Origin of the sequence: Pseudomonas sp. RIT411 (genome assembly GCF_003057735.2) — a bacterium.
GTDB classification, from domain to species: domain Bacteria; phylum Pseudomonadota; class Gammaproteobacteria; order Pseudomonadales; family Pseudomonadaceae; genus Chryseomonas; species Chryseomonas oryzihabitans.
Genome location: NZ_QBIZ02000014.1, coordinates 1 through 25,590, shown reverse-complemented (window position 1 = coordinate 25,590; position 25,590 = coordinate 1). Strand labels below are relative to the sequence as shown.

Below are 25,590 nucleotides of genomic sequence, written 5' to 3'. Positions count from 1 at the left end.
AAAAAGCGGCCCTGAGGCCGCCTTTTCCAGGACACCTAGCTGCTGGCTGGCGGCGCCGTGAGGGTCGCCGTTTCGCGCTCGCGCTGGGTGATCTCCGAGGCCGTGGCATCCATGGCTTCCTGCAGCCCCTGCAGGCGCTTCTTCTCGGCGCGGCGGGTGAAGTACCAGGCGAAGAAGGTGAACAGCGAGACCGCCAGCAGGATCAGGCTGGCGATGGCGTTGATCTCCGGCTTCACACCCAGGCGCACCGCCGAGAACACCTCCATCGGCAGGGTGGTCGAGCCGGGGCCCGACACGAAACTCGCCAGCACCAGGTCGTCCAGCGACAGGGCGAAGGACATCATGCCGCCCGCCGCCAGCGACGGCGCGATCATGGGAATGGTGATCAGCAGGAACACCTTCCACGGCCGGGCGCCCAGGTCCATGGCCGCCTCTTCGATGGACAGGTCCAGTTCGCGCAGCCGCGCCGACACCACTACCGCCACATAGGACGAGCAGAAGCTGGTGTGGGCGATCCAGATGGTGGTCACGCCGCGATCCTGCGGCCAGCCGATCAGCTGGGCCATGGAGACGAACAGCAGCAGCAATGACAGACCGGTGATCACCTCGGGCATCACCAGCGGCGCCGTGACCATGCCGCCGAAGACGGTGCGGCCGCGGAAGCGCGGGATGCGGGTCAGCACGAAGGCCGCCAGGGTTCCGAGGATCACCGAGGAGATGGCCGTGTAGAAGGCGATCTCCAGGGAGCGGAACACCGCGCTCATCAGCTGGCTGTTGTCCAGCAGCCCGACGTACCACTTCACCGACCAACCACCCCAGACGGTCACCAGGCGCGACTCGTTGAAGGAGTAGATGACCAGGATGACCATCGGCAGGTAGATGAACAGCAGTCCGAGCACCAGCATCAGGTTGGTGAACTTGAGGCCTCTCATAGCTTGCCCTCCAGTTCCTTGGCTTGGTTTCTGTTGAACAGCACGATGGGCACGATGAGGATCAGCAGCATCACCACCGCCAGGGCGGACGCCACCGGCCAGTCACGGTTGTTGAAGAATTCCTGCCAGAGCACGCGGCCGATCATCAGGGTCTCCGGGCCACCCAGCAGCTCGGGAATGACGAACTCGCCCACCGCCGGAATGAACACCAGCATGCAGCCGGCGATGATGCCGTTCTTGGACAGCGGCACGGTGATCTTCCAGAAGCTGGTGAAGCGGCTGGCGCCCAGGTCGCCAGCGGCTTCCAGCAGGGTCAGGTCATGCTTCACCAGGTTGGCGAACAGCGGCAGGATCATGAACGGCAGATAGGAATAGACGATCCCCAGGTACACCGCGAAGTTGGTGTTGAGCATCTGCAGTGGACTGCTGATGATCCCCAGATTCATCAGGAAGCTGTTGATCAGACCGTTGGTGGACAGCAGCCCCATCCAGGCATAGACGCGGATGAGAATGGCGGTCCAGGTCGGCATCATGATCAGCAGCAGCAGGACCGTCTGCTTCTCGCGACTGGCCCGGGCGATGGCATAGGCCATGGGATAGCCGATCAGCAGGCAGATCAGGGTGCTGATGCCGGCCATCTTCAGCGAACCGAGATAGGCATCCAGATACAGCGGATCGTCGGCGAACATCAGGTAGTTGCCGAAGTTGAGCGCGATATCCAGTTGCTGATCGGCGTAGCTGAACAGCTCGGTGTAGGGCGGGATGGCCACGTCCGCCAGCGAGAAGCTGATCTTGAGCACGATCAGGAACGGCAGCAGGAAGAACAGGAACAGCCAGACGAAGGGCACGCCGATGGTCAGGCGGCGGCCATCGAGCAGGCGCTTGAGCAAGGGAGGTCTGGTCATGCTTGCAGTACCACGCCGCTGTCGTCTTCCCAGTACACCACCACGGCGTCGTCCCAGGTGGGTCGCTTGCCGAGGCGCTCGGCGTTGGCGATGAAGCACTGGACCAGATGGCCGGAGGCCAGGCGCACGTAGTACACCGAGTGACCGCCCAGGTAGGCGATGTCCTGCACGGTGCCGCTGCACCAGTTGTAGTCGGGATGCTCGTGATCCGCCGGCAGGCTGGTGCCCATCAGCAGCTTTTCGGGACGCAGGGCGAAGGTGACCTGCTTTTCCTGAGCCCGGGTACTGATGCCGTGGCCGATGTAGATCGGCCGTTCCAGTTGCGGACTCTGGATGATGGCGTGGTCGGCACCGTCGTCGGTCAGCTCGCCGTCGAAGACGTTGACGCTGCCGATGAACTCGCAGACCAGCCGGCTCGCCGGGGTCTCGTAAATGTCCATGGGGCTGCCCACCTGGGCGATCCAGCCCAGGTGCATGATGGCGATGCGCTCGGCCATGGTCATGGCCTCTTCCTGGTCGTGGGTCACCATCACGCAGGTCACGCCCACGCGCTCGATGATCTCCACCAGCTCCAGCTGCATCTGCGAGCGCAGCTTCTTGTCCAGCGCGCCCATGGGCTCGTCGAGCAGCAGCAGCTTGGGTCGCTTGGCCAGGGAGCGCGCCAGGGCCACCCGCTGGCGCTGGCCACCGGAGAGCTGGTGCGGCTTGCGCTTGGCGTACTGGGTCATGTGCACCAGCTTGAGCATCTCGGCCACGCGGGCCTCGATCTCGGCCCTGGGCAGCTTGTCCTGCTTGAGCCCGAAGGCGATGTTCTGCTCCACGCTCATGTGCGGGAACAGCGCATAGGACTGGAACATCATGTTGATCGGCCGCTCGTAGGGCGGCATGTCGGTGATGTCCACGCCATCGAGGAAGATGCGCCCTTCGCTCGGCCGTTCGAAACCGGCCAGCATGCGCAGCAGGGTCGACTTGCCCGAACCCGAGCCGCCGAGCAGGGCGAAGATCTCGCCCTTGTTGATGGTCAGGGAGACGTCGTCGACAGCGACGGTTTCGTCGAACTTCTTGGTGACCCGGTCGATCTTGACCAGGACTTCCTTGGCTTTCTTGTCGCCGGTGGCGGCTTTCTTGAAGGCACTGGTGGCGGTCGCCATGTACATCTCCCCAGGAAAATCGGGGACCGGCCGGGCCGGTCCGCTTAGCGTTGGTTATTTGCCGGACTTGACCCGCGTCCAGCTGCGGGTTTCCAAGCGCAGGAGTTGCGGGGGCAGCTCCTTCATGACGTACAGCTTGTCCATCACCGCCTGTGGCGGATAGACGGTCTCGTCCTGCCGCAGCTCGGCATTCATCAGCTCGCCCGCCTTGGGATTGGGGTTGGCGTAGCCGACATAGTCACTGACCTTGGCGATGACCTCGGGCTGCAGCAGATAGTTGATGAAGGCATGGGCCTCCTTCACGTTCTTGGCATCCTTGGGGATGGCCAGGAGGTCGAACCAGAGGTTCGCGCCCTCCTTGGGAATCGCGTAGCCGATGTTGACGCCCTTCTTCGCTTCCTCGGCACGCGAACGCGCCTGAAAGACATCGCCGGAATAGCCGAAGGCCACGCAGATGTTGCCGTTGGCCAGATCCGAGATGTACTTGGAGGAATGGAAATAGGTGATGTACGGCCGCACCTTGAGCAGCTGCGCCTCGGCCTTCTTGTAATCGTCGGGGTTGGTGCTGTTGGGATCGAGTCCCAGGTATTGCAGTACTGCCGGATAGACCTCATCGGGCGAATCCATGAAGGAGACGCCGCACTTGCTCAGCTTCTTGAGGTTCTCGGGTTCGAACAGGATGGCCCAGGAATCGAGCTTGTCGGTGCCCAGCGCGGCCTTGACCTTGTCGACATTGTACCCGATGCCGTTGGTGCCCCACAGGTAGGGAACGCCGTATTGGTTACCCGGATCGCTCTTTTCCAGCTGCTTGAGCAATGCCGGATCGAGATTCTGCCAGTTCGGCAGCTGGCTCTTGTCCAGTTTCTGGAAGGCACCCGCCTTGATCTGCTTGGCCAGGAAGTTGCTCGAGGGCACCACCACGTCATAGCCGGTATGGCCGGCCAGGAGCTTGCCTTCGAGGGTTTCGTTGGAATCGAAGACGTCATAGACCGGGGTGATGCCGGTGGCCTTCTGGAAATCCTCGAGCGTGGTCTCGCCGACGTAATCGCTCCAGTTGTAGACGCGTACCGTCGGCTCGGCGACGGCGGTTCCCATGACGGTCAGGGTGGTCATGGCCAGCAGGGTTTTACGCAACGAAAGCACGGGCGGCTCCTTTCATGGTGGGCATCGGCGACGACACCCTTTCAGCGGTCCATACAGACGTACGGCACGCCGGAGTGACTCCGGCGTGCCGTCCTGTCAGCCGCACGCGGCGGCAGAACTCACTTGCCGGACTTGATGGTGGTCCAGGTACGAGTCATCAGACGCTGGGTCTTGGCCGGAAGATCCGGGAAGGCGTACAGCTTGGCCATGGTTTCCTGGGTCGGATAGATCCCCGGGTTGGTGCGGATCTCTTCGGCCACCAGCGGGGTCGCCGCCTTGTTGCCGTTGGGATACTGCACGTAGTCGCTGACCGCCGCGATCACCTTGGGCTCCATGATGTAGTTGAGGAACTTGAGCGCCCCCTCGGGGTTCTCGGCATCCTTGGGAATGGCCATGGTGTCGAAGAAGGTGCCAGCGCCTTCCTTGGGAATGTTGTAGGCCACGGTCACGCCGTTCTTGGCGTCGGCCGCGCGGGCCTTGGCCTGGGCGATGTCGCCGGAATAGCCGACCGCCACGCAGACGTTGCCGTTGGCCAGGTCCGAGATGTACTTGGAGCTGTGGAAATAGGTGATGTACGGACGCACCTTGAGGAACAGGTCCTCGGCCGCCTTGATCTCCTTGGGATCCTGGCTATCCGGCTTGTAGCCGAGGTAGTGCAGACCGGCGGGAATGATCTCGGTGGGCGAATCCAGCACCGCCACGCCACAGCCCTTGAGCTTGGAGAGGTTCTCGGGCTTGAAGATCAAGTCCCAGGAATCCACCGGGGCATTGTCGCCCAGGGCAGCCTTGACCTTGGCCGGGTTGTAGCCGATGCCGATGGTGCCCCACAGGTAGGGGATGGCGTACTGGTTGCCCGGATCGCTGACTTCCAGGGTCTTCATCAGCTGCGGGTCCAGGTTGCTGTAGTTGGGCAACTTGGACTTGTCCAGCGGCTGGTAGACGCCGGCCTTGATCTGCTTGGCCAGGAAGGAGTTGGACGGCACCACCACGTCGTAGCCGGAACGGCCGGCCAGCAGCTTGGCCTCGAGGGTCTCGTTGCTGTCGTAGACGTCATAGACCACCTTGATCCCCGACTCCTTCTCGAAGTTGGCGATGGTGTCTTCGGCAATGTAGTCGTTCCAGTTGTAGACGTGCAGGACCTTGGGGTCCGCCGAGGCGTTACCGGCAAAGAGGCCGGCCAGGCTCAGCGCTAGAAGAGTCTTGCCAAAAACATTCATGCGGTGGTGCTCCTCAAGTCATCGTTGGTCTTTTGATTCGGTGCGCGGCCAGCGCCCGCGCGCAGTCTGGCAAGGTCCGCCGCCGCGCTCAAGCCTTGCCGCCCATTAGCCACGCTGGCGCAGCAGCTCATGGGTCTGATCGAGGCTCAGGCGCGCCAGGGTAACCAGCTCGTCGATGGACTCGGGCGTGATCACCAGCGGCGGCGCGATGATCATGGTATCGCCCACCGCGCGCATCACCAGGCCATTGCGGAAGCAGTGCTCGCGACAGAGCATGCCCGCCCCACCCTCGTACCGCGACCGCGTCTTCTTGTCGCGCACCAGCTCCAGCGCCGCCACCATGCCGACGCCACGGGTCTCGCCCACCAGCGGGTGGTCGGCCAGCTCCGCCCAGCGTTTCTGCAAATAGGGTGCCGTGGTGCTGCGAACCCGGTCGACGATGCCTTCGTCGCGCAGGATGCGGATGTTTTCCAGGGCCACGGCGGCCGCTACCGGATGCCCGGAATAGGTGAAGCCGTGATAGAACTCGCCGCCCTCGTCGAGCACCCTGACCACCTCGTCGCGCACCACCACGCCGCCCATGGGCACGTAGCCGGAGGTGAGCCCCTTGGCGATGGGCATGAGGTCCGGAGCGTTGCCGTAGTACTGGCTGCCGAACCATTCGCCGGTACGGCCGAAGCCGCAGATGACCTCGTCGGCGATGAAGAGGATGTCGTACTTGGCGAGGATCTGGCGCACCCGCGGCCAGTAGCTTTCCGGCGGCACGATCACCCCGCCGGCGCCCTGGATGGGCTCGGCGATAAAGGCGGCGACGCGCTCTTCCCCGACCTCGAGGATCTTCCGCTCCAGCTGATCGGCCGCCCAGATGCCGAACTCCTCGGGACTCATCTCGCCGCCTTCGCCGAACCAGTAGGGCTGCGGGATGTGCACGATGTCGGGCAGCAGACCGCCCTGCTCGTGCATCGCCGCCATGCCACCCAGGCTGGCCCCGGCCAGGGTCGAGCCGTGGTAACCGTTCCAGCGACCGATGACCACGCGCTTCTCCGGCTGCCCCTTGGTCGCCCAGTAATGGCGCACCAGGCGCAGCACGGTGTCGTTGGCCTCCGAGCCGGAACCGGTGAAGAACACGTGGTTCATGCCCTCCGGTGCCAGCTCGGCAATGGCCTTGGCCAGCTCCAGCGCCGGCGGGTGGGCGGTCTGGAAGAACAGGTTGTAGTAGGGCAGTTCGCGCATCTGGCGGCTAGCCGCCTCGACCAGCTCTTCCCGGCCGTAGCCGACGTTGACGCACCAGAGTCCGGCCATGCCGTCGAGGATGCGCTGACCCTCGCTGTCCCAGAGGTGCACGCCCTCGGCGCGAGTGATGATGCGCGCGCCCTTTTCGTTGAGCTGGCGATAGTCGGTGAAGGGCGCCAGCAGATGCCGGCGACTCAGGTCCTGCCAATGGGCGGTGGTAAAGGTGTTCACGAAGCCTCTCCTCGGATCGCGGTCAGACGCTGAGCAGCAGGAATTCCCGCTCCCAGGAACTGATCACGCGCTTGTAGTTCTCGTGTTCGGCGCGCTTCACCGCGACATAGCCGCGGGTGAAGCGACTCCCCAGATAGCGTTCCAGGGTGGCCGACTGCTCCATGCGCTCCAGGGCGGCTTCCAGGGTCAGCGGCAGGCGCAGGTTGCGACGCTCGTAGCCACGCCCCTGCACCGGCGCGCTGGGCGAGACGTTCTCGATCATGCCCAGATAGCCGCACAGCAGGCTGGCCGCCAGGGCCAGGTAGGGGTTGGCATCGGCGCCCGCCAGGCGATTCTCCACCCGGCGATTCTGCGGATCGGAATCCGGCACCCGCAGGCCCACGGTACGGTTCTCCTCGCCCCACTCCACGTTGACCGGCGCCGAGGTGTCGGGCAGGAAGCGGCGGAAGGAATTCACGTTTGGGGCGAACAGCGGCAGCGCCTCGGGAATGTACTTCTGCAGACCACCGATGTGGTGCAGGAAGAGTTCGCTCATGCTGCCATCGGGGTTGGAAAACACCGTCTTGCCGGTCTTGAGATCCACCACGCTCTGGTGCAGGTGCATGGCACTGCCGGGCTCGCCGGTCATGGGCTTGGCCATGAAGGTGGCGGTGACGTTATGCTTGAGCGCCGCCTCGCGCAGGGTGCGCTTGAAGACGAAGATCTGGTCGGCCAGGTGCAGCGGATCGCCATGGCGGAAGTTGATCTCCATCTGTGCGGTGCCTTCCTCGTGGATCAGGGTATCCAGATCCAGTTCCTGGGCCTCGCACCAGTCGTACATGTCTTCGAACAGCGGATCGAATTCGTTGGCGGCATCGATGGAAAAGGACTGGCGCCCGGTTTCCTGGCGCCCGGAGCGGCCTACCGGCGGCTGCAGCGGATAGTCGGGGTCGTCGCTGCGCTTGGTCAGGTAGAACTCCATTTCCGGTGCGACGATGGGCTGCCAGCCATGCTCGGCATAGAGCTTGAGCACCTTCTTGAGCAGGTTGCGCGGCGACAGCTCGATGGGGATGCCGCGCTTGTCGTAGGTGTCGTGGATCACCAGGGCGGTGGGCTCCAGTGCCCAGGGCACCAGGAACACCGCGCGATCGTCCGGGCGACAGTGCATATCGATGTCGGCCGGGTCGAGCAGTTCGTAGTAGATGTCGTCGTCGACATAGTCCCCGGTCACGCTCTGCAGGAGCACGCTCTCCGGCAGGCGCATGCCCTTTTCGTTGAGAAACTTGGCAGTGGGGGAAATCTTGCCGCGGGCGATGCCGGTCAGGTCGGCGACCAGGCATTCCACTTCGGTGATCTTGCGTTCTTTCAACCAGGCGGTGAGCCGGTCAAGCGGGGTGCTCATAAAGACCTCGAAGGTTCGAGCGGGGTGAACAGCATCAGCGCTCGGCAGCGCGCGCCTTGCAGGCCTTGCCGAACGCCTCGAATAAGGCGAGATAGACCGGGTGACTGCGCACCTTCCATTCCGGGTGCCACTGCACGCCGCAGGCGAAGGCGCGGGCCTCGCGGACCGAGACGGCTTCGATCAGGCCGTCGGGGGCCAGCGCCTCGGCGCGCAATCCTGGCGCCAGGCGGTCGATGCCCTGGCCATGGATGGAATTCACCTCGAAGCGCGCCGGCAGGCCGAGGGCCTCGAACAGGCCGCCCGGCTGGACCTCGACCGGATGGTGCAGGCCATAGTGCTCCTCCAGGGTCTCGCCGCGTTCGCGGTGGTCCATGAGGGAACCGACCTCGTGCACCTTCTGGTGCAGGCTGCCGCCAAAGGCCACGTTCATTTCCTGGAAGCCACGGCAGATGCCCAGCACCGGCACGCCTGCCGCCACGGCGGCGCGCAACAGCGGCAGGGTCACGGCATCGCGGGCCGCGTCATGCGGGGTGCCGGGCTCGCTGGGCGCACCCTGGTAGTGATGGGGCTCGACATTGGAGGGCGAACCGGTGAACAGCAGACCGTCCAGGCGCTCGAGCAGGGCCTCGGTGGCGATGAGGTCGGCCAGGGCCGGAATCACCAGCGGCATGCCCTCGGCGCCCTCCACCACCGCGCGCAGATATTTGTCACCGGCGATGTGAAAGGGATGCAGGCCTAGTTGCCTGGTACAGGCTGTGACACCTATGAGGGGCAGCGCGGACATGGGGCACCGGGTTGAACAGGAATCATCCGAGCCTAGTCTTGTTCGTTATTTTTCACAACCACCGGCAAAAAGTTTCGAGATTCTGCACAGAAGCGGCGAAACAGAGGTGTTTCAGCCCCTCCAAATGCGCCAAAAACAGGCGCCTGCGCACCACCTCCGAGCAGGGCTGCCTCCAGTTGACTTTGGTCCGCCTTTCGGATTGACTCCAGGGTGGTAACTCCGCTGATTGATATTTTTAACAGGGGCGCTGACAAAGCGTCGGAGCGCAGGCGAGACCGTACTCTCAGGTCGCTGTCGGATCGACAGCGGGCACTCGTGCCCTCACTGCGGTTGGCCCACTGGGCAAACAGGCGCATCAGGCGCTAACCGTTTTGTCGAGCGCAGCCAAAAGCAAAGGTGTTTCATCATGTCGGTACCCCCGCGTGCCGTTCGTTTGGATGAAGCGACCGACTTCCTCAGGGAACACCCTGAGGTCCAGTTCGTCGATCTTCTGATTGCGGATATGAATGGCGTGGTGCGTGGCAAACGCATCGAGCGCAACAATCTGCCCAAAGTCTTCGAGAAAGGAATCAACCTCCCCGCTTCGCTCTTCGCCCTCGACATCACCGGCTCCACCGTCGAAAGCACCGGTCTCGGCCTCGACATCGGCGACGCCGACCGCGTCTGCTTCCCCATCACCGACACCCTCTCCATGGAGCCCTGGCAGAAGCGCCCCACCGCGCAGCTGCTGATGACCATGCACGAGATGGAAGGCGAGCCCTTCTTCGCCGACCCCCGCGAAGTCCTGCGCCAGGTCGTCCAGCGTTTCGACGAGCTCGGCCTCACGGTCTGCGCCGCCTTCGAGCTGGAGTTCTATCTGATCGATCAGGAGAACATCAACGGCCGCCCGCAACCGCCACGTTCGCCCATTTCCGGCAAGCGCCCCCAGTCGGTCCAGGTCTACTCCATGGACGATCTGGACGAATACGCGGACTGCCTGCAGGACATCATCGACGGCGCCCGCGCCCAGGGCATTCCGGCCGACGCCATCGTCGCCGAATCGGCTCCGGCGCAATTCGAGGTCAACCTCAACCACGTCGCCGATCCGATCAAGGCCTGCGACTACGCCGTGCTGCTCAAGCGCCTGATCAAGAACGTCGCCTATGACCATGAGATGGACACCACCTTCATGGCCAAGCCCTACCCGGGCCAGGCGGGCAACGGCCTGCACGTGCATATCTCCCTGCTGGACAAGGAAGGCCGCAACATCTTTGCCGGCGAGGATCCCGAGCAGAACGCCGCATTGCGTCATGCCATCGGCGGTGTGCTCGAGACCCTACCCGCCTGCATGGCCTTTCTCTGCCCCAACGTGAACAGCTATCGCCGCTTCGGCTCGCAGTTCTTCGTGCCCAATGCGCCGAGCTGGGGCCTGGACAACCGCACCACCGCCCTGCGCGTCCCCACCGGCACGCCCGAGGCGCACCGCATCGAGCATCGGGTGGCCGGCGCCGACGCCAATCCCTACCTGCTGCTGGCCGGCGTCCTGGCCGGCGTGCACCATGGCCTGACCCGGCAGATCGAGCCCGGTCCGGTCACCGAGGGCAACTCCTACGAGCAGCACGAGCAGAGCCTGCCGAACAACCTGCGCGATGCCTTGCGTTACCTGGACGACAGCTCGGTGATGGCGGAGTACATCGATCCGAAGTACATCGACATCTTCGTCGCCTGCAAGGAACACGAGCTGGAGGAGTTCGAGCACTCCATCTCCGACCTCGAGTACAACTGGTACCTGCACACCGTATAAGCGCCAGCCTGCCGACCGGTCCCGCACCGGTCGGCAGGCTGTCCGGCGGTAATGCTGGCGCCCTGCGCGTGTTCACGCCCACGGCGCCCTTTCGATCCTTTCCCTTATCAGCCCACGACGACTCTGGACGGAGAGCCTCGCCATGACCACCCTCACCACGCCGCGTGCCGACGGCTTCCACATGCCGGCCGAATGGGCCGACCAGCGCCAGATCTGGATGGTCTGGCCCGAGCGCCCGGACAACTGGCGCCTGGGCGGCAAACCCGCCCAGGGCGCCTTCACTGCCGTCGCCCAGGCCATCGCCCATTTCGAGCCGGTCACCGTCGGCGCTTCGGCGCAGCAATACGAGAATGCCCGAGCCCGCCTGCAGCATCCGCATATCCGCGTGGTGGAAATCAGCAATGACGACGCCTGGTGTCGTGACACCGGCCCGACCTTCGTCAGCGATGGCCAGGGCGGCGTGCGCGGTGTGGACTGGAGCTTCAACGCCTGGGGTGGCCTGGATGGCGGCCTCTATTTCCCCTGGCAGCGCGATGACCAGGTGGCGGGCAAGATCCTGGCGATCGAGAACCTGCCCGGCTACCGCACCCCGGACTTCGTCCTCGAAGGCGGCTCCATCCATGTCGATGGCGAAGGCACCCTGATCACCACCGAGGAATGCCTGCTCAACGCCAATCGCAATCCGCACCTGGATCGCGAGACGATCGAGCGCTACCTGAGCGACTACCTGGCGGTGGACAAGGTCATCTGGCTGCCCCACGGTCTCTACAACGACGAGACCAACGGCCACGTGGACAACTTCTGCTGCTACGTGCGCCCGGGCGAGGTGCTGCTGAGCTGGTGCGACGACCAGGCCGATCCCAACTACAGCCGCTGCCGCGAGGCCCTGGCCGTGCTGGAACGCGAAACCGATGCCCGCGGCCGCACCTTCAAGGTGCATCGGATCGTTACTCCGGGCCCGCTGTTCGCCAGCGATGAGGAATGCCGTGAGGTGGATGCCTGCCTTGGCACTCAGCCACGCCGGGCCGGCGAGCGGCTGGCCGCGTCCTACGTCAACTTCCTGATCGTCAACGGCGGCATCATCGCCCCGACCTTTGGCGTCCCCGAGGATGCCGAGGCCCTTCGCACCCTGCAGGCCTGCTTCCCGGAGCACGAGGTGGTGCAGGTTCCCGGCCGCGAGATCCTGCTCGGCGGTGGCAACATCCACTGCATCACCCAGCAGCAGCCGACCGGTCGCTGATTTCCGGCGGAAACGAAAAAGCCCGTCTCGCGACGGGCTTTTTCTTGACCTGAGCGCGGCTTAGAGCAGCGGCAGGGTGTAGCTGACGATCAGACGGTTTTCGTCCTGATCACGCTGGGTAGCGGCCGGCAGGTCGGTACGCAGCATGGCGTTACGCCAGGTGAAGCCCAGACCTTTCAGCTGGCCTTCCGGGATGACGTAGCTGACGGTCAGGTCGCGTTCCCATTCCATGAAGTCGCTACCAGCGGAGGTGCGGATGTTATCGCCGCGCTGATAGATGACGCCAGCGGTCAGGCCTTTGACACCCAGCTGACCGAAGTCATAGGAGTAGCGAGCCTGCCAGGTGTCTTCGCCGGAACGGGTGAAGTTGTTGATCTGGATATCGGTGATGGTATAGGTCGAAGCACCACCGTTCTCGTTCAGATACGGGAAGTTGCTGTCGCCGCTGGTGCTCTGGTAGCCCAGGCCCAGGGTGTGACCATAGATGGAGTAGGTGAACAGGCCGCTGTAGAGACGGTTGTCCACTTCGCCACGGGTACGGGTGCCGCCGTAGTAGCCGCTGGCGCCGTACAGGGCAGCCTGGGTGTCGGCGTCCTTGTTGTTGCCGTCGCCCTTGCTGTTGAAGTAGCGCAGGTCGGTCTTGAAGGTGCCGTCGCCCAGCTTGACCGCGTGGGTCAGACCCAGGAAATGCTGGTTGTAGAAGTCTTCCAGCTGACCGAAGTAGTACTGCAGGGTCAGGTCTTTGGTGACCTTGTAGTCGGCGCCGACGAAGCGGAAATGGTCGCTGTTGCGACGCAGGGCGGCGGACTGGGCACCGTTGGAACCGGCGATGGACAGATCGTCTTCGTCGGTGGAGTTACGGTTCTTGGCGCGCTCGAGCTGGCCGGCGGTCAGGGTCACATCCTTGATGTCCTTGGACGTGATCTGGGTGCCCTGGTAGGTCTGCGGGAGCAAACGACCGTCGTTGAAGACCACGACCGGCAGCTTGGGCATCAGGGTGCCGTAGCGCAGTTCGGTCTCGGAGATCTTCATCTTGGCGGTAGCGCCAACGCTGGAGAATTCGTCAACGGAGCTGTTGTCGGTCTCACGCGGGAACATGGTACCCGGCTGGTTGGAGTTGGTGGCACGACCGGCATGGCCGCTGCCATCCAGGCGCAGGCCCAGCATGCCGATGGCGTCAACGCCGAAACCGACGGTGCCCTGGGTGAAGCCCGACTGATAGTTCAGCAGGAAGCCCTGACCCCACTCTTCAACCTTGGAGGGGTTCCGTGCAGCGTAGGAAGCCTCGTTACGGTTGTCGCTGTTGTAGTAGAAGTTGCGCAGGCTGAGGGTTGCTTTGCTGTCCTCGATGAAGCCGGCAGCGTTGGCAGCGGCAATGACGGACAGGTTCAGACAGGCCGCGGAGACCGCGACCACCAGTGGCTTCTTGACCATGTGTGCTCCAGGGGTGAATCGTTGTTATGCGGCCACCAGAGGTGTCAGCGCCTGCTGGTGGTATGCCCGACGGGCCGTGCGGAAGGGAAAGCTAGAGGGCTTTTGTTTCAATTTGGAGAATTATCCCGGGCCTGGTCGACTTTTAAGTTGCGACCTCCAGCACAGGGTCCCTGCCACCGTCTTCCACGTTGCGAAAGCTAATTGCAAAAAAGCATTTCGTCTAGCGATACCTGGGTGAAAACCCGCCCTGTGGTCTTCCGCTCTGACTGTTCGGTCATGACTCGAGGGAACCTGCGCTGCCCACCCCCTGGGAAAGGTTTGCCTTTTGCTGGGAAACCAGCCTTCCCAACCCAGCGCCGTGACGCTCTAGAGCGGGCGTTTCGAGGGATATTCGGCAACCTTCCAGCTAGCTACTTTTGCCCCGCGAGTCCTGAATTCAAATGAATTTCCGTTCTTCTTCAAGGACTTGTAATTTTTTGCGACTGAGCTGCCAGCCGATTTCCGCAGCAGTCGAGCGCTTTCGTTGCTGACTGGGCGCCACCTGCTTTGCAACAAAAGTCTTTCCAATCGGCGCGGTGACGCTTTTCAGCCTGCAGGCCAGGCGATGGCGGCACGCTGAAGCGAAAGATCGGCGAATGAAGGGAGACGATCGCGTGAACTTTGGAGAGGCCGGGCAGCCGCCCGGCTGGTAGGACAGCGGAGACGCGACGCGCGCAGCCGGCTGAATCGGCGGCCAGGCCATCCGGGATATCGCCGGGCCGCCTGGCAAAGGGACCTCAGCCCTGGACGATCTGATCCTTGCCCTGGCGCTTGGCCCGGTACATGGCTTCGTCAGCCCGGACATAAAGGGTGTCGAGGGACTCGTCGCCCTCGCGCAGGACGGTGACGCCCTGACTGATGGTGACCTTCAGCGGCCCCTCGGCAGTGGGCACCGCCAGTTGCCGCACGGCCCGTTGCAGGCGTCCGCCGATCTGCAGTGCCAGGTCGCTGTCGCAACCCGGCAGTAGCAGGGCGAATTCCTCGCCCCCGATACGGCCGAACAGATCGCCCCGGCGCGTGGTCTGGGCACCGCATTCGGCAACACGCTGTAACACTTGATCACCCATCTGGTGACCGAAGCGGTCGTTGATCTTCTTGAAGTCGTCGATGTCGAGCAGCAGGAAGGCCAGGGGCTCGCCTTCGTTCTGGGCGAATTCGAAGGCGCGCTGGGCGCTTTCGAAGAAATGCCTGCGGTTGCTGCTGCGCGTCAGCACATCGGTGGTGGCGAGCCGCTGCAGCTCTTCCTCCATGCGTTTCTTGTCGGTGATGTCTTCGGCGATGCCCACCACCAGCAGGGGCATGCCGGCTTCGCTGCGCTGGCTGACAAAGCACTTGTCGCTGAGCCAGCGGATCTCGCCGTCGGCGCGGATGATGCGGTACTCGCGCGACTCCACGGCACCCTGCTCGATCACCTGTTCCAGGGTGCGCTGAGCGTATTCCAGGTCGTCGGGATAGATGTTGTTGAGCCAGGTGCTGTAGTCGCTCAGGACCAGCGACTGGGAACGACCGAAGATCTGCTCGTAGGCGGGGCTGACATAGATGATCTGGCGGTTGCGCCAGTCCAGCGCCCAAAGTACGGCATTGACGCTTTCCAGCAGGGCGCTGAAGAGCTGCTCACGATCACGCAGGCGATCTGCCTCGGCCCGCGAGTGCAGGAGAGCCAGAAGATTCTCTTCCGGGGTGGGAAGAGCAGACAGTGGGGGTTGTTCATCCATATACAAATGCGCCTACGCGGGGTCCTGAGGGAGTTAGAGACAGCTGAAACCAGCCTGGTTCAATCCCCGCATAGGGCAGCCCACGGCTTCGGTGGGCTTTTGTGAAGCCTTTCTCAGGCGGTTCCGGCCGGCCGCAGGGAATAGGTTTTCAGCTGTTCGGCGAATTCGCGCAGGGACTGGATACCACTGGCTTCGGCCTCGCCGATCCACTGACGGGTCGCGGCCAGCATGTCATGGCCATTGGCACTCGTCCGGGCCCAGATCTGCTGCAGCGCCAGGCGCTTTTCGTAGATCAGCTTCAGCGCCTGGCTGTGTTCGAGCAGCTCGTCGATGCGCACCTGATGGCGGGCCTTGAGCAGGCTGGTCTCGCGGGCCAGCAGCCCCCTGGCACGGCGGAACAGCGGACGCTGGGAGGGCGTGGCGCTGACCCGCTCCTGCCGCAGCAGCGGGCCGATCACCTGCTTGCGATACTGGGCCATGATCTGGAAGCGGTTGTTGAGGATGGCCATGGCGGTGTCCATGTCCAGCTGCCCCTTGCCTTCGATGCGATGGGCGATGGGGGCGACGCGATTGACCTTGGCCAGGCGCAGCCAGGTGAACAGCTTGATCCAGGCCCAGCCCATGTCGAATTCCCAACGCTTGACCGACAGCTTGGCCGAGTTGGGATAGGTGTGGTGATTGTTGTGCAGCTCTTCGCCACCGATGACGATGCCCCAGGGGATGAGGTTGGTGGCGGCGTCGCGGCACTCGAAGTTGCGATAGCCCACGGCATGGCCGAGGCCATTGACCACACCCGCGGCCCAGAAGGGAATCCAGACCATCTGCACGGCCCAGACGGTGAGACCCAGGGCGCCGAACAGGGCGATGTCGATCAGCAGCATCAGCACCACGCCCATATTGCGGGTGCGCGGATTGGAATAGAGCTTGCGCTCGATCCAGTCGTCCGGACAGTTCTTGCCATAGATGCGCAGGGTATCGGCATTGTTGGCCTCGGCCTTGTACAGCTCGGCGCCGCGGCGGACCACGGTGGCCAGGCCCTTGTGCACCGGACTGTGCGGGTCCTCTTCGGTTTCGCACTTGGCGTGGTGCTTGCGGTGGATGGCGGTCCACTCGCGGGTGTTCATTGCCGTGGTCAGCCACAGCCAGAAGCGGAAGGCGTGCTTGAGCGCGGGATGCAGCTCCAGCGAGCGGTGGGCGGAGTAGCGATGCAGGTAGACGGTGACACTGACAATGGTCAGGTGGGTCAGCAGCAGGGTGACCACCACCAGTTGCCAGACCGACAGGTCGAGCAGGCCGTTGTAGCTCATGGACGCAGAGGACCTCGCGCGAGTTGTGTAGTGCAACTGTCACGGAAAGTTCAGTGAACAGGCGTTCGCGCATTATTGCCGGGGCGGGCGATAAATCCAGCCCTCCCTTTTGCTACACAACGTGTCCTTCACAGACTGCTAATTCTAAAAGTGAATAAACAAAGCATTATTAGCAATTTTAAGAAATAAAGATCGGCATCCTAAGATGGCCCACCTCTTCGCCCATCTCTGCCTCCGAGGACGCCATCCCATGAGCTCCGTTCCGTTCCGCAGCCTGGAAAACCAGGACGAAACCGCACTGCTCCGCGATATCCAGCAGGCTTTGCGCGGACTCAGGTTCGGCGCCATCGAGATCACCGTGCACAACGGGCAGGTGGTACAGATCGAGCGCAAGGAAAAATTCCGGCCCCAGAGCGGCCACACCAACAAGCACTGAGTTCTCGAGGTCAGCGGACGAGCGGGCAAGGTGCCCGCCAGACGGTGTCCGGCATTCTCACGTCAAGGAGCCTTTTCATGTCGATTCGCCGTTTCGCCCTGGCCGCGCTGGCCGGTGCCCTGTTCGCCACCCAGGTCCACGCCGTTGAATTGCTCAACGTCTCTTACGATCCGACCCGCGAGCTCTACCAGCAGTACAACGCCGCCTTCGCCAAGCACTGGAAGGCCGAGACCGGCGAAGACGTGACCATCAAGAATTCCCATGGCGGCTCCGGCAAGCAGGCGCGCTCGGTGATCGATGGCCTGCAGGCGGATGTGGTGACCTTGGCGCTATCCGGCGATATCGATGCCCTCAACCTGCGCCAGCAGCTGGTCGACCCCAACTGGCAGAAGCGTCTGGCGGACAACAGCACCCCCTACACCTCGACCATCGTTTTCCTGGTGCGCAAGGGCAATCCCAAGGGCATCAAGGACTGGGACGACCTGGTGAAGAAGGACGTCCAGGTCATCACTCCCAATCCCAAGACCTCTGGCGGCGCCCGCTGGAACTTCCTCGCCGCCTGGGCCTATGCCAAGGCCAAGTACGGCAGCGATGCCGAGGCGCTCAAGTTCGTCACCGAGCTCTATCGCCACGCCCCGGTGCTGGATACCGGCGCACGCGGCGCCACCATCAGCTTCGTGCAGCGTCAGCTGGGCGACGTGCTGATCGCCTGGGAGAACGAAGCCTATCTGTCGCTCAAGGAAGAAGGCGGCGACCAGCTGGAGATCGTCACCCCGTCGCTGTCGATCCTGGCCGAGCCCCCGGTGGCGGTGGTGGACAAGGTGGTCGACAAGAAGGGCACCCGCAAGCAGGCCGAGGCCTATTTGCAGTATCTCTACAGCCTCGAGGGCCAGCGCATCGCCGCGCAGAACTTCTATCGTCCCCGCGATGCCAAGGTGGCGGCGGAATTCAAGGATCAGTTCAAGCCGGTCAAGCTGGTGACCATCGACCAGGAATTCGGCGGCTGGAAAGAGGCGCAGCCCAAGTACTTCGCCGACGGCGGGGTGTTCGACAAGATCTTCGCCGACATCAACAAATAGCGCCCTGGCCGGGACGGCTCACGCTGACCGGCCCGGAACAGGTATCGTTCCACCCCTCTGCGCCCTGGCGAATGCATCGCCGGGGCGCCTTGCAGAAGGACGTCTCATGTCTCGCCGTCTCTCCCCGGTCATACCCGGCTTCGGGTTGACCCTGGGATTCTCCCTGACCTACCTCGCGCTGATCGTGCTGATCCCGCTGGGCGCCATGTTCCTCCATGCCAGCCAGCTGACCCTCGGGCAGTTCTGGTCGCTGATCACCGGGCGCCAGGTGCTGGCCGCCTTGCAGCTGTCCTTTGGCACGGCCCTGCTCGCCGCCTTCGTCAATGGCATCCTCGGCACCCTGCTGGCCTGGGTGCTGGTGCGCTACGAATTCCCCGGGCGCAAGCTGATCGATGCCATGGTCGATCTGCCCTTCGCCCTGCCCACCGCGGTGGCCGGCATCGCCCTGACGGCCCTCTATGCGCCCAACGGCCTGATCGGTTCGCTGTTTCCCTTCAAGATCGCCTATACCCCGATCGGCATCACCCTGGCGCTGATCTTCGTCACCCTGCCCTTCGTGGTGCGCACCCTGCAGCCGGTGCTGGCGGACATCCCCAAGGAGATCGAGGAAGCCGCCACCTGCCTGGGCGCCCGCCCCTGGCAGGTGTTCCGCTACGTGCTGGTGCCGACCCTGCTGCCGGCCTGGCTGACCGGCTTCGCCCTGGCCTTCGCCCGCGGCGTGGGCGAGTACGGTTCGGTGGTGTTCATCGCCGGCAACATCCCGTTCAAGACCGAGATCCTGCCGCTGCTCATCGTCTCCAAGCTGGACCAGTACGACTACACCGGCGCCACCGGCATCGGCGTGTTCATGCTGCTGGTGTCCTTTGTCATGCTGCTGCTGATCAACATCCTGCAGCGCCGCATCCAGCCCAACATCTAAGGACGTCCGCATGAGCCTCATGACTTCCACCAAGGCCGATGCGCGCGCCAACAAGCAGCGCACCCCGGTGGCCATCGCGCTGATCGCCAGCGCCTGGCTGATCTTCCTGCTGGTCCTGGTGCTGCCGCTGTACATGGTGCTGAGCCAGGGCCTGGCCAACGGCATCGGTGCCTTCTGGGACGCCATCAGCGAACCGGATGCGATCTCTGCGCTCAAGCTGACGCTGTTCGCCACCGCCATCTCGGTGCCCCTCAACCTGGCCTTCGGACTGGCCGCGGCCTGGTGCGTCACCAAGTTCGAATTCACCGGCAAGAGCCTGCTGATCACCCTGATCGACCTGCCCTTCTCGGTCTCGCCGGTGATCGCCGGTCTCATCTATGTGCTGCTGTTCGGCGCCCAGGGGCTGCTGGGCCCCTATCTGCAGAGCGTCGATGTGCAGATCGTCTTTGCCGTGCCGGGCATCGTGCTGGCGACCATCTTCGTCACCTTTCCCTATGTGGCCCGCGAACTGATCCCGCTGATGCAGGAACAGGGCACCCAGGAAGAAGAGGCGGCGCGCCTGCTGGGCGCCAGTGGCTGGCAGCTGTTCTGGCACGTGACCCTGCCCAATGTGAAATGGGCGTTGATCTATGGCGTGGTGCTCTGTACCGCCCGAGCCATGGGCGAGTTCGGCGCGGTGTCGGTGGTCTCCGGCCATATCCGCGGCCTGACCAACACCCTGCCGCTGCACATCGAGATTCTCTACAACGAATACAACATCGTCGCCGCCTTCAGCGTGGCGATCCTGCTGCTGATGATGGCCCTGGTGATCCTGCTGCTGCGGCAGTGGAGCGAGAGTCGCCTGAGCCGCCAACTGCAGCACCGTGACGAGGAATAAGGCGCCATGAGTATCGAGATCCAGGGCATCAACAAGAGGTTTGGCGCCTTCCAGGCGCTCAAGGACATCAACCTGCACATCGAGAGTGGCGAGTTGGTCGCCCTGCTCGGCCCCTCGGGCTGCGGCAAGACCACCCTACTGCGCATCATCGCCGGCCTGGAAGCGCCGGACACCGGCAACATCGGCTTCCATGGCGAAGACGTCTCCGGGCGTGACGTGCGCGATCGCAACGTCGGCTTCGTCTTCCAGCACTACGCGCTGTTCCGCCACATGACGGTGTTCGACAACGTGGCCTTCGGCCTGCGCATGAAGCCGCGCCGCGAGCGGCCGAGCGAGGCGCAGATCGCCAGCAAGGTGCACGAACTGCTGAACATGGTGCAGCTCGACTGGCTGGCCGATCGCTATCCCGAGCAACTCTCCGGCGGTCAGCGCCAGCGCATCGCCCTGGCCCGAGCCCTGGCGGTGGAGCCCAAGATCCTGCTGCTCGACGAACCCTTCGGCGCCCTGGATGCCAAGGTGCGCAAGGAGCTGCGGCGCTGGCTGGCACGGCTGCATGAGGAGATCCACCTGACCTCAGTGTTCGTCACCCACGACCAAGAAGAAGCCATGGAGGTGGCCGACCGCATCGTGGTGATGAACAAGGGCCAGATCGAACAGGTCGGCTCGCCCGGCGAGGTCTACGAGCAGCCGGCGAGCGACTTCGTCTATCACTTCCTCGGCGACTCCAACCGCTTGGCCTTGGGCGAGCAGGAAGTGCTGTTCCGTCCGCACGAGGTGGAGCTGGAGCGTGAGCCGCGACCGGGTTACCACGCCGCCGAAGTGCGCGACATCCGGCCGCTGGGCGCCACCACCCGGGTCACCCTGAGAGTGCCGGAGCAGAGCGAGGTGATCGAGGTGGAACTGGTCAAGGACCACCCGGTGCTGGCCGGGCTGCAACGGGGTGCGCCGCTGCATTTCCTGCCGCGTACGCCCTGACCCGCCGCAGGCGGCTAAGACGAAAGTCGTAGCCGCCGGGACCAGACAGCGGTTGCAACCTCCGGAAAGCCGGCTCCATGATCGACGAAGCTGACAGCCGTCACACTTCGTCCTCGATCGAGCAAAATTACAAGGAGGTCGCATGCCCAGGCGCTGGCCCGTCGTGTTGTCGCTTCACCTGGCCAGCCTCGCGGCGGCCTTGCTGCTCTGGCAGGGGCTGGCGCTATCCACCGTTGCTGGCATGGGGCTGGTCCTGATGGCCGCCCTCTGGCCCTGGTTGCTGCTGCGCAAGCCCGAGGCACCACCCGCTTCCACCCAGTCTTTCGATGAACTGACCGGCGATCTCTCGCGCAGCACGGCGCGCAACGCCGTGGCCATCGCCGGCGTGGCCTTTGCCGCCCAGCAGCTGGCGGCTCGGGTCCAGTCCCAGGCCAGCACGGCCGCGCAGATTTCCAGCAGCGCCTCAGCCCTCACCCAGACCGAGCACGACAGCGCCGCCAGCGCCCGCCAGGCCCTGGTGGTGGCGCAGCAGGTGCACCAGCGCAGCGAGGCCGGTCAGGACGCCCTGAGTACGGCGATCGCCGCTATCCGTGCCCTAAGCGAGCACGCCCGCCAGAGCCGCGAACTGATCGCCGGCCTGAGTGCCCGCACCGACAAGATCCAGCAGGTCACCGAGGTCATCCAGGGCATCGCCAGCCAGACCAACCTGCTGGCGCTCAATGCCGCCATCGAGGCTGCCCGGGCCGGCGAGCACGGGCGCGGTTTCGCCGTGGTCGCCGACGAGGTCCGGGGCCTGGCGGCGCGGACCTCCAGCGCGACCGGCGAGGTGGGGCTGATCGTTGCCGACATCAGCCAGCAGACCGACGCCGTGGTGGCGCAGATCCAGCAACTGGCCCAGGCGCTGGAAGACGGCGTGCGCCAGGTCGAACGTACCGGCGAAGGCCTGCAGGAGATCGCCGAGCTGGCGCAGACCGCCGAGCGCCAGGCCGCGGACATCGCCCAGGGCACCTCGGCCAATCTCGCCCAGCTGGAAAGCCTGGCCCAGGCGGTGGAGCAGGTGCACAGCGATCTGGCCGACAGCGAGCGCCAGACCAGCCGGCTCAGCAGCGCCGCCGACGAACTGGTGGACATGGCCGAAGCCAGCAGCGAACGTCTGGCCGAGGTCGGCCTGGACAGCTATCACCAGCGCATCTTCGAACTGGCGCGCCAGGGCGCGGATGCCATCGGCCGGCGCTTCGAGGAAGACCTGGCCGCCGGGCGCATCACCCAGGACGCCCTCTTCGACCGCCAGTACCAGCCGGTGCCCGGCAGTCAGCCGGCCAAGTACCGCACCCGTTTCGACAGCTATACCGATGGCGTGCTACCGGCGATCCAGGAGCCGCTGCTGGATCAGCATCCCGGCCTAGTCTTCGCCATCGCCTGTACCCCGGAAGGCTATGTGCCCACCCACAACCGCGCCTTCGCCCATGCGCCCACCGACGACGTGGCGGTGGATACCGCGCGTAGTCGCAGCAAGCGCCTGTTCAGCGACCGCACCGGCAGGCGCTGCGGCAGCCATCAGCGCCGCCTGCTGTTGCAGACCTACATGAGAGACACCGGCGAGGTGATGCACGACCTTTCGGTGCCGATCCTGGTGAATGGCCGCCACTGGGGTGGACTGCGGCTGGGCTATCGCCCCGATACGGCGCGCTAGCCTAGCTTGAGCTGGGTGACGGCCAGCTGCCAGACCGCCGCCTCCAGCCCCAACATGCGCCCGGCCTTGTGCTCCAGCAGGGCTTCGAGGGACTCGCCCGGGGCGGGATCCGCCGCCTGCGCCGCCAGATGCAGGATCAGCGACGGCTTGGGCAACACGCCGTGCAGGCTGTGCACCGCGGCCACCAGTTCGCGCAACTCCAGGGGCAGTCGCCAGTGCCGCTGCAGTTCCGCGGAGAATTCCAGGCTGTAGCTCAGCAGCGCGCGTTCCAGCGCGGCTTCGTCGATGGCCCCACCGCCGTCGCACCAGCGCTGCACGCCCTGCAGCACGGCCAGCTCACCCAGGCGGTGCAGCAGGCCGGCGGTATAGCAGCGTTCGGCATCTTCGCGCACATAGCGCAGCGCCAGCAGCCGGGCGCAATCGGCGGCGCGCTGGGCGAGGTGCAGATAGCCCTCGGCGCGTCCGGCCAACAGCGGCTCGGCCAGGCGGGTTGCCCGCCGCAGGCTCAGGCCCAGGACCAGATTGAGGGTGAAGCCGACGCCCAGCCGCGGCAGGGCCTGGCTGAGTGTCTGGCAGGACTGGCCGACGCGCTGGGAGGCACTGTTGGCCGCGGCGATCAGGGTCGCCGTGACCAGCGGATCCTGGCCGAATTCGGTTTCCAGTTCGCCCAGGCTGCAGTTCTCGCTCTCGCGGCAGCGCTGGATGATGGCGGGCAGGTCGGCGAACAGCGGCACGGCGTCGATTTCGGCGGCCATGCGCTGCAGATGATCGTCCAGGGAGCCCAGGGCCGCGGCACTGGCTGCCTGAGAGGCGTCTCCGGCCGGCGGCAACAGACTGTGCAGGCGGCGCAACACCTCTTCCGCCGCATAGGGTTTGACCAGATAGGCCGTTGGTGCCAGGCGCAGGGCGGCGCGCACATAGGCGGCATCGGAATGGTCGGACAGCAGGATCACCGGCTGCAGCGGCTGGGCGCCGCGCTGGCGAATGCGCCGCAACAGGTCGAGGCCGTCGCAATCGGCCGGTCGCTCGACGATGATCAGGGCGCATCTCTTGCGCTGATCCAGTTCGGCGAGGGCCTGATAGCCATGGCCGTATTCATGCACCAGGGCATCGGCACGCACGGCCAGCACCAGCGACTTGAGCAGGTCACGGGTCCAGGGATTGGCGTCTACGATGAGTATCAGGGGCGGCATCCCAACCCACTCCTGCTTGAGGAAAGCGAAGCGGCGGATGATGCGGCAAAGCGAGGTTTGTGCCAAGCGTGTCACAAAAAAACCGCCCTCCAGGAGGGCGGTTTAGGCAGGACTCAGGCCAATTCGGCAAAACACTCGCCGATAATGGCCAAGCCGCGATCCAGCTCTTCGTCGCTGGCGGTCAGGGGCACCAGGATGCGCAGCACATTGCCGTAGCTGCCGCAGCTGAGCAGGATCAGGCCCTTCTGACGCGCCCGGACCACGATCTGACTGGTCAGCTCGGCATCGGGCTGCTCGATGTCGCCGCCCTTGCCCAGCTCCATGGCGATCATGGCGCCCAGGCCACGGACGTCGCAGATCTGCGCGTGCTGGGCGGCCAGTTCGCGCAGACCGGCGGTGAGGCGTTCGCCCACGGCCTTGGAGCGGTCCAGCAGGTTCTCTTCCTTGAAGGTCTCGATCACCGCCAGGGCCGCGGCGCAGGCGATGGGGCTGCCGGCGTAGGTGCCACCCAGGCCACCGGGGGTGACGGCATCCATCACCGTGGCGCGACCGGTCACGCCCGACAGCGGGAAGCCGCCGGCGATGGACTTGGCGAAGGTCACCAGGTCGGCGTCGACGCCCATCTGCTCCATGGCGAAGAAGGTGCCGGTCCGGCCGGCGCCGGACTGGACTTCATCGGCGATCAGCAGGATGCCGTGGGTGTCGCACAGGGTGCGCAGGCGCTGCATGAATTCCTTGGGCGCGGCATAGAAGCCGCCCTCGCCCTGCACCGGCTCGAGGATGATGGCGGCGATGTCGCCGGGGGCGGCATCGTTCTTGAAGATGCGCTCGACGCTGGCGATGGCGTCATCGACGCTGATGCCATGCAGTTCGCAGGGGTAGAGCGCGCGATAGACGCCGCCGGGCATCAGGCCCATGCCGGCCGAATAGGGCGCGACCTTGCCGGTCAGCGACAGGGTCATCATGGTGCGACCGTGGTAGGCGCTGGAGAAGGCGATGACGCCGGCACGCTGGGTGGCGGCGCGGGCGATCTTGACCGCGTTCTCCACGGCTTCGGAGCCGGAGTTGAACAGCGCGGTCTTTTTCGGGAAGTTGCCCGGCACCAGTTCGTTGAGCTTTTCGCAGACCTCGACATAGGGCTCGTAGGCCAGCACCTGGAAGCAGGTGTGGGAGACCTTGGTCAGCTGCTCCTGCACGGCCGCCACCACGCGCGGATGCAGGTGGCCGGTGTTGAGCACGGCGATGCCGCCGGCGAAGTCCAGGAATTCGTTGCCCTCGACGTCCCAGACCTTGGCGTTCTCCGCGCGGGCGACGAAGATCGGGTGGGTCTGGCCGACGCCACGGGCGACGGCGGCGCTGCGGCGGTGCATCAGGGAATCATTGGTGTGGCTCATTGCAGTCCTCGATGGCCGCTCATCGTGGCGGCCGGCTACGGGAAAGGCGCGGACCGGATTCCGGGCAGCATACGATGATCGACTGCCAACGGCCCGGCGTCCGCGCCGGGGGAAAGCTTTGGGTCAGGCTGAGGGTCTGTCGGGCTTCGACGATAGAGCCGTCTCAACCCAACCTACGGGTGCTGGTAGGTCGGGTTGAGCGCAGCGAAGCCCAACGAGGGCGATTAGACGCCCAGGCAGAGGTACTTGATCTCCAGGTATTCCTCGATGCCGTACTTGGAGCCTTCACGGCCCAGGCCCGAGGCCTTGACGCCGCCGAAGGGGGCGACCTCGTTGGAGATCAGGCCGGTGTTGATGCCGACCATGCCGTACTCCAGCGCCTCGGCCACGCGGAACACGCGGGACAGGTCGCGGGCATAGAAGTAGGAGGCCAGACCGAATTCGGTGTCGTTGGCCAGTTCGATGACCTCGGCCTCGTCCTTGAAGCGGAACAGCGGCGCCAGCGGGCCGAAGGTCTCTTCCTTGGACA

The 25,590-nt window shown here is 64.6% G+C and carries 22 protein-coding genes; 8 read left to right on the top strand and 14 right to left on the bottom strand.

Annotated elements, in window-relative coordinates; all coding sequences use genetic code 11:
* Nucleotides 1-35 precede the first annotated feature (35 nt).
* The 8 genes from DBY63_RS17850 to DBY63_RS17815 form a co-directional block, all read right to left on the bottom strand.
* On the bottom strand, nucleotides 36-932 hold the full coding sequence (locus DBY63_RS17850) for an ABC transporter permease subunit (RefSeq protein WP_027600164.1): 897 nt from the start codon (nucleotides 930-932) through the stop codon (nucleotides 36-38).
* Nucleotides 929-1,837, bottom strand: coding sequence for an ABC transporter permease subunit (locus tag DBY63_RS17845; RefSeq protein WP_037006730.1), 909 nt, complete (start codon nucleotides 1,835-1,837; stop codon nucleotides 929-931). Before DBY63_RS17845 ends, DBY63_RS17850 begins: the two co-directional genes overlap by 4 nt.
* On the bottom strand, nucleotides 1,834-2,988 hold the full coding sequence (gene potA, locus DBY63_RS17840; protein ID WP_027600163.1) for a polyamine ABC transporter ATP-binding protein: 1,155 nt from the start codon (nucleotides 2,986-2,988) through the stop codon (nucleotides 1,834-1,836). Before potA ends, DBY63_RS17845 begins: the two co-directional genes overlap by 4 nt.
* A 54-nt stretch (nucleotides 2,989-3,042) precedes the next feature.
* A complete protein-coding gene (locus tag DBY63_RS17835) occupies nucleotides 3,043-4,101 on the bottom strand; it encodes a polyamine ABC transporter substrate-binding protein (protein WP_169853377.1) in 1,059 nt (352 codons plus the stop codon).
* A gap of 149 nt (nucleotides 4,102-4,250) precedes the next feature.
* Complete coding sequence (locus DBY63_RS17830; RefSeq protein ID WP_044341587.1) at nucleotides 4,251-5,348, bottom strand: polyamine ABC transporter substrate-binding protein; 1,098 nt, start codon at nucleotides 5,346-5,348, stop codon at nucleotides 4,251-4,253.
* 105 nt (nucleotides 5,349-5,453) lie between these two features.
* Complete coding sequence (locus tag DBY63_RS17825) at nucleotides 5,454-6,812, bottom strand: aspartate aminotransferase family protein (RefSeq protein WP_027600869.1); 1,359 nt, start codon at nucleotides 6,810-6,812, stop codon at nucleotides 5,454-5,456.
* 22 nt (nucleotides 6,813-6,834) lie between these two features.
* Nucleotides 6,835-8,193: a glutamine synthetase family protein gene (locus tag DBY63_RS17820; protein WP_027600160.1), complete on the bottom strand. Its 1,359-nt coding sequence runs from the start codon at nucleotides 8,191-8,193 to the stop codon at nucleotides 6,835-6,837.
* Nucleotides 8,194-8,227: 34 nt separating this feature from the next.
* Nucleotides 8,228-8,977 carry a gamma-glutamyl-gamma-aminobutyrate hydrolase family protein gene (locus tag DBY63_RS17815; RefSeq protein ID WP_074583978.1) on the bottom strand — a complete coding sequence of 250 codons (750 nt, stop codon included), beginning with the start codon at nucleotides 8,975-8,977 and terminating at the stop codon, nucleotides 8,228-8,230.
* 406 nt (nucleotides 8,978-9,383) lie between these two features.
* Between DBY63_RS17815 and DBY63_RS17810 the strand changes: the two genes are divergently transcribed.
* Together DBY63_RS17810 and aguA are read left to right on the top strand one after the other, a co-directional pair.
* A complete protein-coding gene (locus DBY63_RS17810) occupies nucleotides 9,384-10,760 on the top strand; it encodes a glutamine synthetase family protein (RefSeq protein ID WP_007160769.1) in 1,377 nt (458 codons plus the stop codon).
* Between the two features lie 142 nt (nucleotides 10,761-10,902).
* Nucleotides 10,903-12,000 (top strand): agmatine deiminase, encoded by a 1,098-nt coding sequence (aguA, locus tag DBY63_RS17805; RefSeq protein WP_108582515.1) that lies wholly within the window; start codon nucleotides 10,903-10,905, stop codon nucleotides 11,998-12,000.
* Between the two features lie 60 nt (nucleotides 12,001-12,060).
* Here aguA and DBY63_RS17800 read toward each other — a convergent pair whose 3' ends face one another.
* From DBY63_RS17800 to desA, 3 genes are all read right to left on the bottom strand, one after another.
* Complete coding sequence (locus DBY63_RS17800; RefSeq protein ID WP_108582516.1) at nucleotides 12,061-13,434, bottom strand: OprD family porin; 1,374 nt, start codon at nucleotides 13,432-13,434, stop codon at nucleotides 12,061-12,063.
* A 776-nt stretch (nucleotides 13,435-14,210) separates the two neighbouring features.
* Nucleotides 14,211-15,188, bottom strand: coding sequence for a sensor domain-containing diguanylate cyclase (locus tag DBY63_RS17795; protein ID WP_027600873.1), 978 nt, complete (start codon nucleotides 15,186-15,188; stop codon nucleotides 14,211-14,213).
* Between the two features lie 113 nt (nucleotides 15,189-15,301).
* Entirely contained in the window at nucleotides 15,302-16,495 is a 1,194-nt protein-coding gene (gene desA / locus DBY63_RS17790; protein WP_027600155.1) for a delta-9 fatty acid desaturase DesA, read from the bottom strand.
* A gap of 250 nt (nucleotides 16,496-16,745) precedes the next feature.
* Here desA and oscA point away from each other — a divergent pair, with 250 nt between their 5' ends.
* From oscA to DBY63_RS17760, 6 genes are all read left to right on the top strand, one after another.
* Nucleotides 16,746-16,931: a sulfur starvation response protein OscA gene (gene oscA, locus DBY63_RS17785; RefSeq protein WP_027600154.1), complete on the top strand. Its 186-nt coding sequence runs from the start codon at nucleotides 16,746-16,748 to the stop codon at nucleotides 16,929-16,931.
* Between the two features lie 77 nt (nucleotides 16,932-17,008).
* A complete protein-coding gene (locus DBY63_RS17780) occupies nucleotides 17,009-18,010 on the top strand; it encodes a sulfate ABC transporter substrate-binding protein (RefSeq protein ID WP_108582517.1) in 1,002 nt (333 codons plus the stop codon).
* Nucleotides 18,011-18,116: 106 nt separating this feature from the next.
* Nucleotides 18,117-18,929, top strand: coding sequence for a sulfate ABC transporter permease subunit CysT (gene cysT / locus DBY63_RS17775; RefSeq protein WP_027600152.1), 813 nt, complete (start codon nucleotides 18,117-18,119; stop codon nucleotides 18,927-18,929).
* Between the two features lie 10 nt (nucleotides 18,930-18,939).
* Nucleotides 18,940-19,806 carry a sulfate ABC transporter permease subunit CysW gene (gene cysW / locus DBY63_RS17770; RefSeq protein ID WP_027600151.1) on the top strand — a complete coding sequence of 289 codons (867 nt, stop codon included), beginning with the start codon at nucleotides 18,940-18,942 and terminating at the stop codon, nucleotides 19,804-19,806.
* A 6-nt stretch (nucleotides 19,807-19,812) separates the two neighbouring features.
* Nucleotides 19,813-20,781 (top strand): sulfate ABC transporter ATP-binding protein, encoded by a 969-nt coding sequence (locus tag DBY63_RS17765; RefSeq protein WP_027600150.1) that lies wholly within the window; start codon nucleotides 19,813-19,815, stop codon nucleotides 20,779-20,781.
* A 142-nt stretch (nucleotides 20,782-20,923) separates the two neighbouring features.
* Nucleotides 20,924-22,474 (top strand): methyl-accepting chemotaxis protein, encoded by a 1,551-nt coding sequence (locus DBY63_RS17760; RefSeq protein ID WP_108582518.1) that lies wholly within the window; start codon nucleotides 20,924-20,926, stop codon nucleotides 22,472-22,474.
* Here the strand turns inward: DBY63_RS17760 and DBY63_RS17755 are convergent.
* From DBY63_RS17755 to DBY63_RS17745, 3 genes are all read right to left on the bottom strand, one after another.
* Nucleotides 22,471-23,667, bottom strand: coding sequence for an HDOD domain-containing protein (locus DBY63_RS17755; protein WP_108582519.1), 1,197 nt, complete (start codon nucleotides 23,665-23,667; stop codon nucleotides 22,471-22,473). The genes DBY63_RS17760 and DBY63_RS17755 overlap by 4 nt on opposite strands.
* A gap of 113 nt (nucleotides 23,668-23,780) precedes the next feature.
* Nucleotides 23,781-25,061 (bottom strand): 4-aminobutyrate--2-oxoglutarate transaminase, encoded by a 1,281-nt coding sequence (gene gabT / locus DBY63_RS17750; RefSeq protein WP_027600147.1) that lies wholly within the window; start codon nucleotides 25,059-25,061, stop codon nucleotides 23,781-23,783.
* A gap of 224 nt (nucleotides 25,062-25,285) precedes the next feature.
* Nucleotides 25,286-25,590 (bottom strand): aldehyde dehydrogenase family protein (locus DBY63_RS17745; RefSeq protein ID WP_146750264.1); only part of this gene is annotated, 305 nt, incomplete at its 5' end.

Coding starts and splice junctions, on each gene's coding strand:
- desA (WP_027600155.1), bottom strand. CDS start 16,495: ATGAGCTACAACGGCCTGCTCGACCTGTCGGTCTGGCAACTGGTGGTG.
- DBY63_RS17835 (WP_169853377.1), bottom strand. CDS start 4,101: ATGACCACCCTGACCGTCATGGGAACCGCCGTCGCCGAGCCGACGGTA.
- cysW (WP_027600151.1), top strand. CDS start 18,940: ATGAGCCTCATGACTTCCACCAAGGCCGATGCGCGCGCCAACAAGCAG.
- DBY63_RS17820 (WP_027600160.1), bottom strand. CDS start 8,193: ATGAGCACCCCGCTTGACCGGCTCACCGCCTGGTTGAAAGAACGCAAG.
- aguA (WP_108582515.1), top strand. CDS start 10,903: ATGACCACCCTCACCACGCCGCGTGCCGACGGCTTCCACATGCCGGCC.
- gabT (WP_027600147.1), bottom strand. CDS start 25,061: ATGAGCCACACCAATGATTCCCTGATGCACCGCCGCAGCGCCGCCGTC.
- DBY63_RS17850 (WP_027600164.1), bottom strand. CDS start 932: ATGAGAGGCCTCAAGTTCACCAACCTGATGCTGGTGCTCGGACTGCTG.
- DBY63_RS17780 (WP_108582517.1), top strand. CDS start 17,009: ATGTCGATTCGCCGTTTCGCCCTGGCCGCGCTGGCCGGTGCCCTGTTC.
- DBY63_RS17845 (WP_037006730.1), bottom strand. CDS start 1,837: ATGACCAGACCTCCCTTGCTCAAGCGCCTGCTCGATGGCCGCCGCCTG.
- cysT (WP_027600152.1), top strand. CDS start 18,117: ATGTCTCGCCGTCTCTCCCCGGTCATACCCGGCTTCGGGTTGACCCTG.
- DBY63_RS17800 (WP_108582516.1), bottom strand. CDS start 13,434: ATGGTCAAGAAGCCACTGGTGGTCGCGGTCTCCGCGGCCTGTCTGAAC.
- DBY63_RS17760 (WP_108582518.1), top strand. CDS start 20,924: ATGCCCAGGCGCTGGCCCGTCGTGTTGTCGCTTCACCTGGCCAGCCTC.
- DBY63_RS17755 (WP_108582519.1), bottom strand. CDS start 23,667: ATGCCGCCCCTGATACTCATCGTAGACGCCAATCCCTGGACCCGTGAC.
- oscA (WP_027600154.1), top strand. CDS start 16,746: ATGAGCTCCGTTCCGTTCCGCAGCCTGGAAAACCAGGACGAAACCGCA.
- DBY63_RS17810 (WP_007160769.1), top strand. CDS start 9,384: ATGTCGGTACCCCCGCGTGCCGTTCGTTTGGATGAAGCGACCGACTTC.
- DBY63_RS17795 (WP_027600873.1), bottom strand. CDS start 15,188: ATGGATGAACAACCCCCACTGTCTGCTCTTCCCACCCCGGAAGAGAAT.
- DBY63_RS17765 (WP_027600150.1), top strand. CDS start 19,813: ATGAGTATCGAGATCCAGGGCATCAACAAGAGGTTTGGCGCCTTCCAG.
- potA (WP_027600163.1), bottom strand. CDS start 2,988: ATGGCGACCGCCACCAGTGCCTTCAAGAAAGCCGCCACCGGCGACAAG.
- DBY63_RS17815 (WP_074583978.1), bottom strand. CDS start 8,977: ATGTCCGCGCTGCCCCTCATAGGTGTCACAGCCTGTACCAGGCAACTA.
- DBY63_RS17830 (WP_044341587.1), bottom strand. CDS start 5,348: ATGAATGTTTTTGGCAAGACTCTTCTAGCGCTGAGCCTGGCCGGCCTC.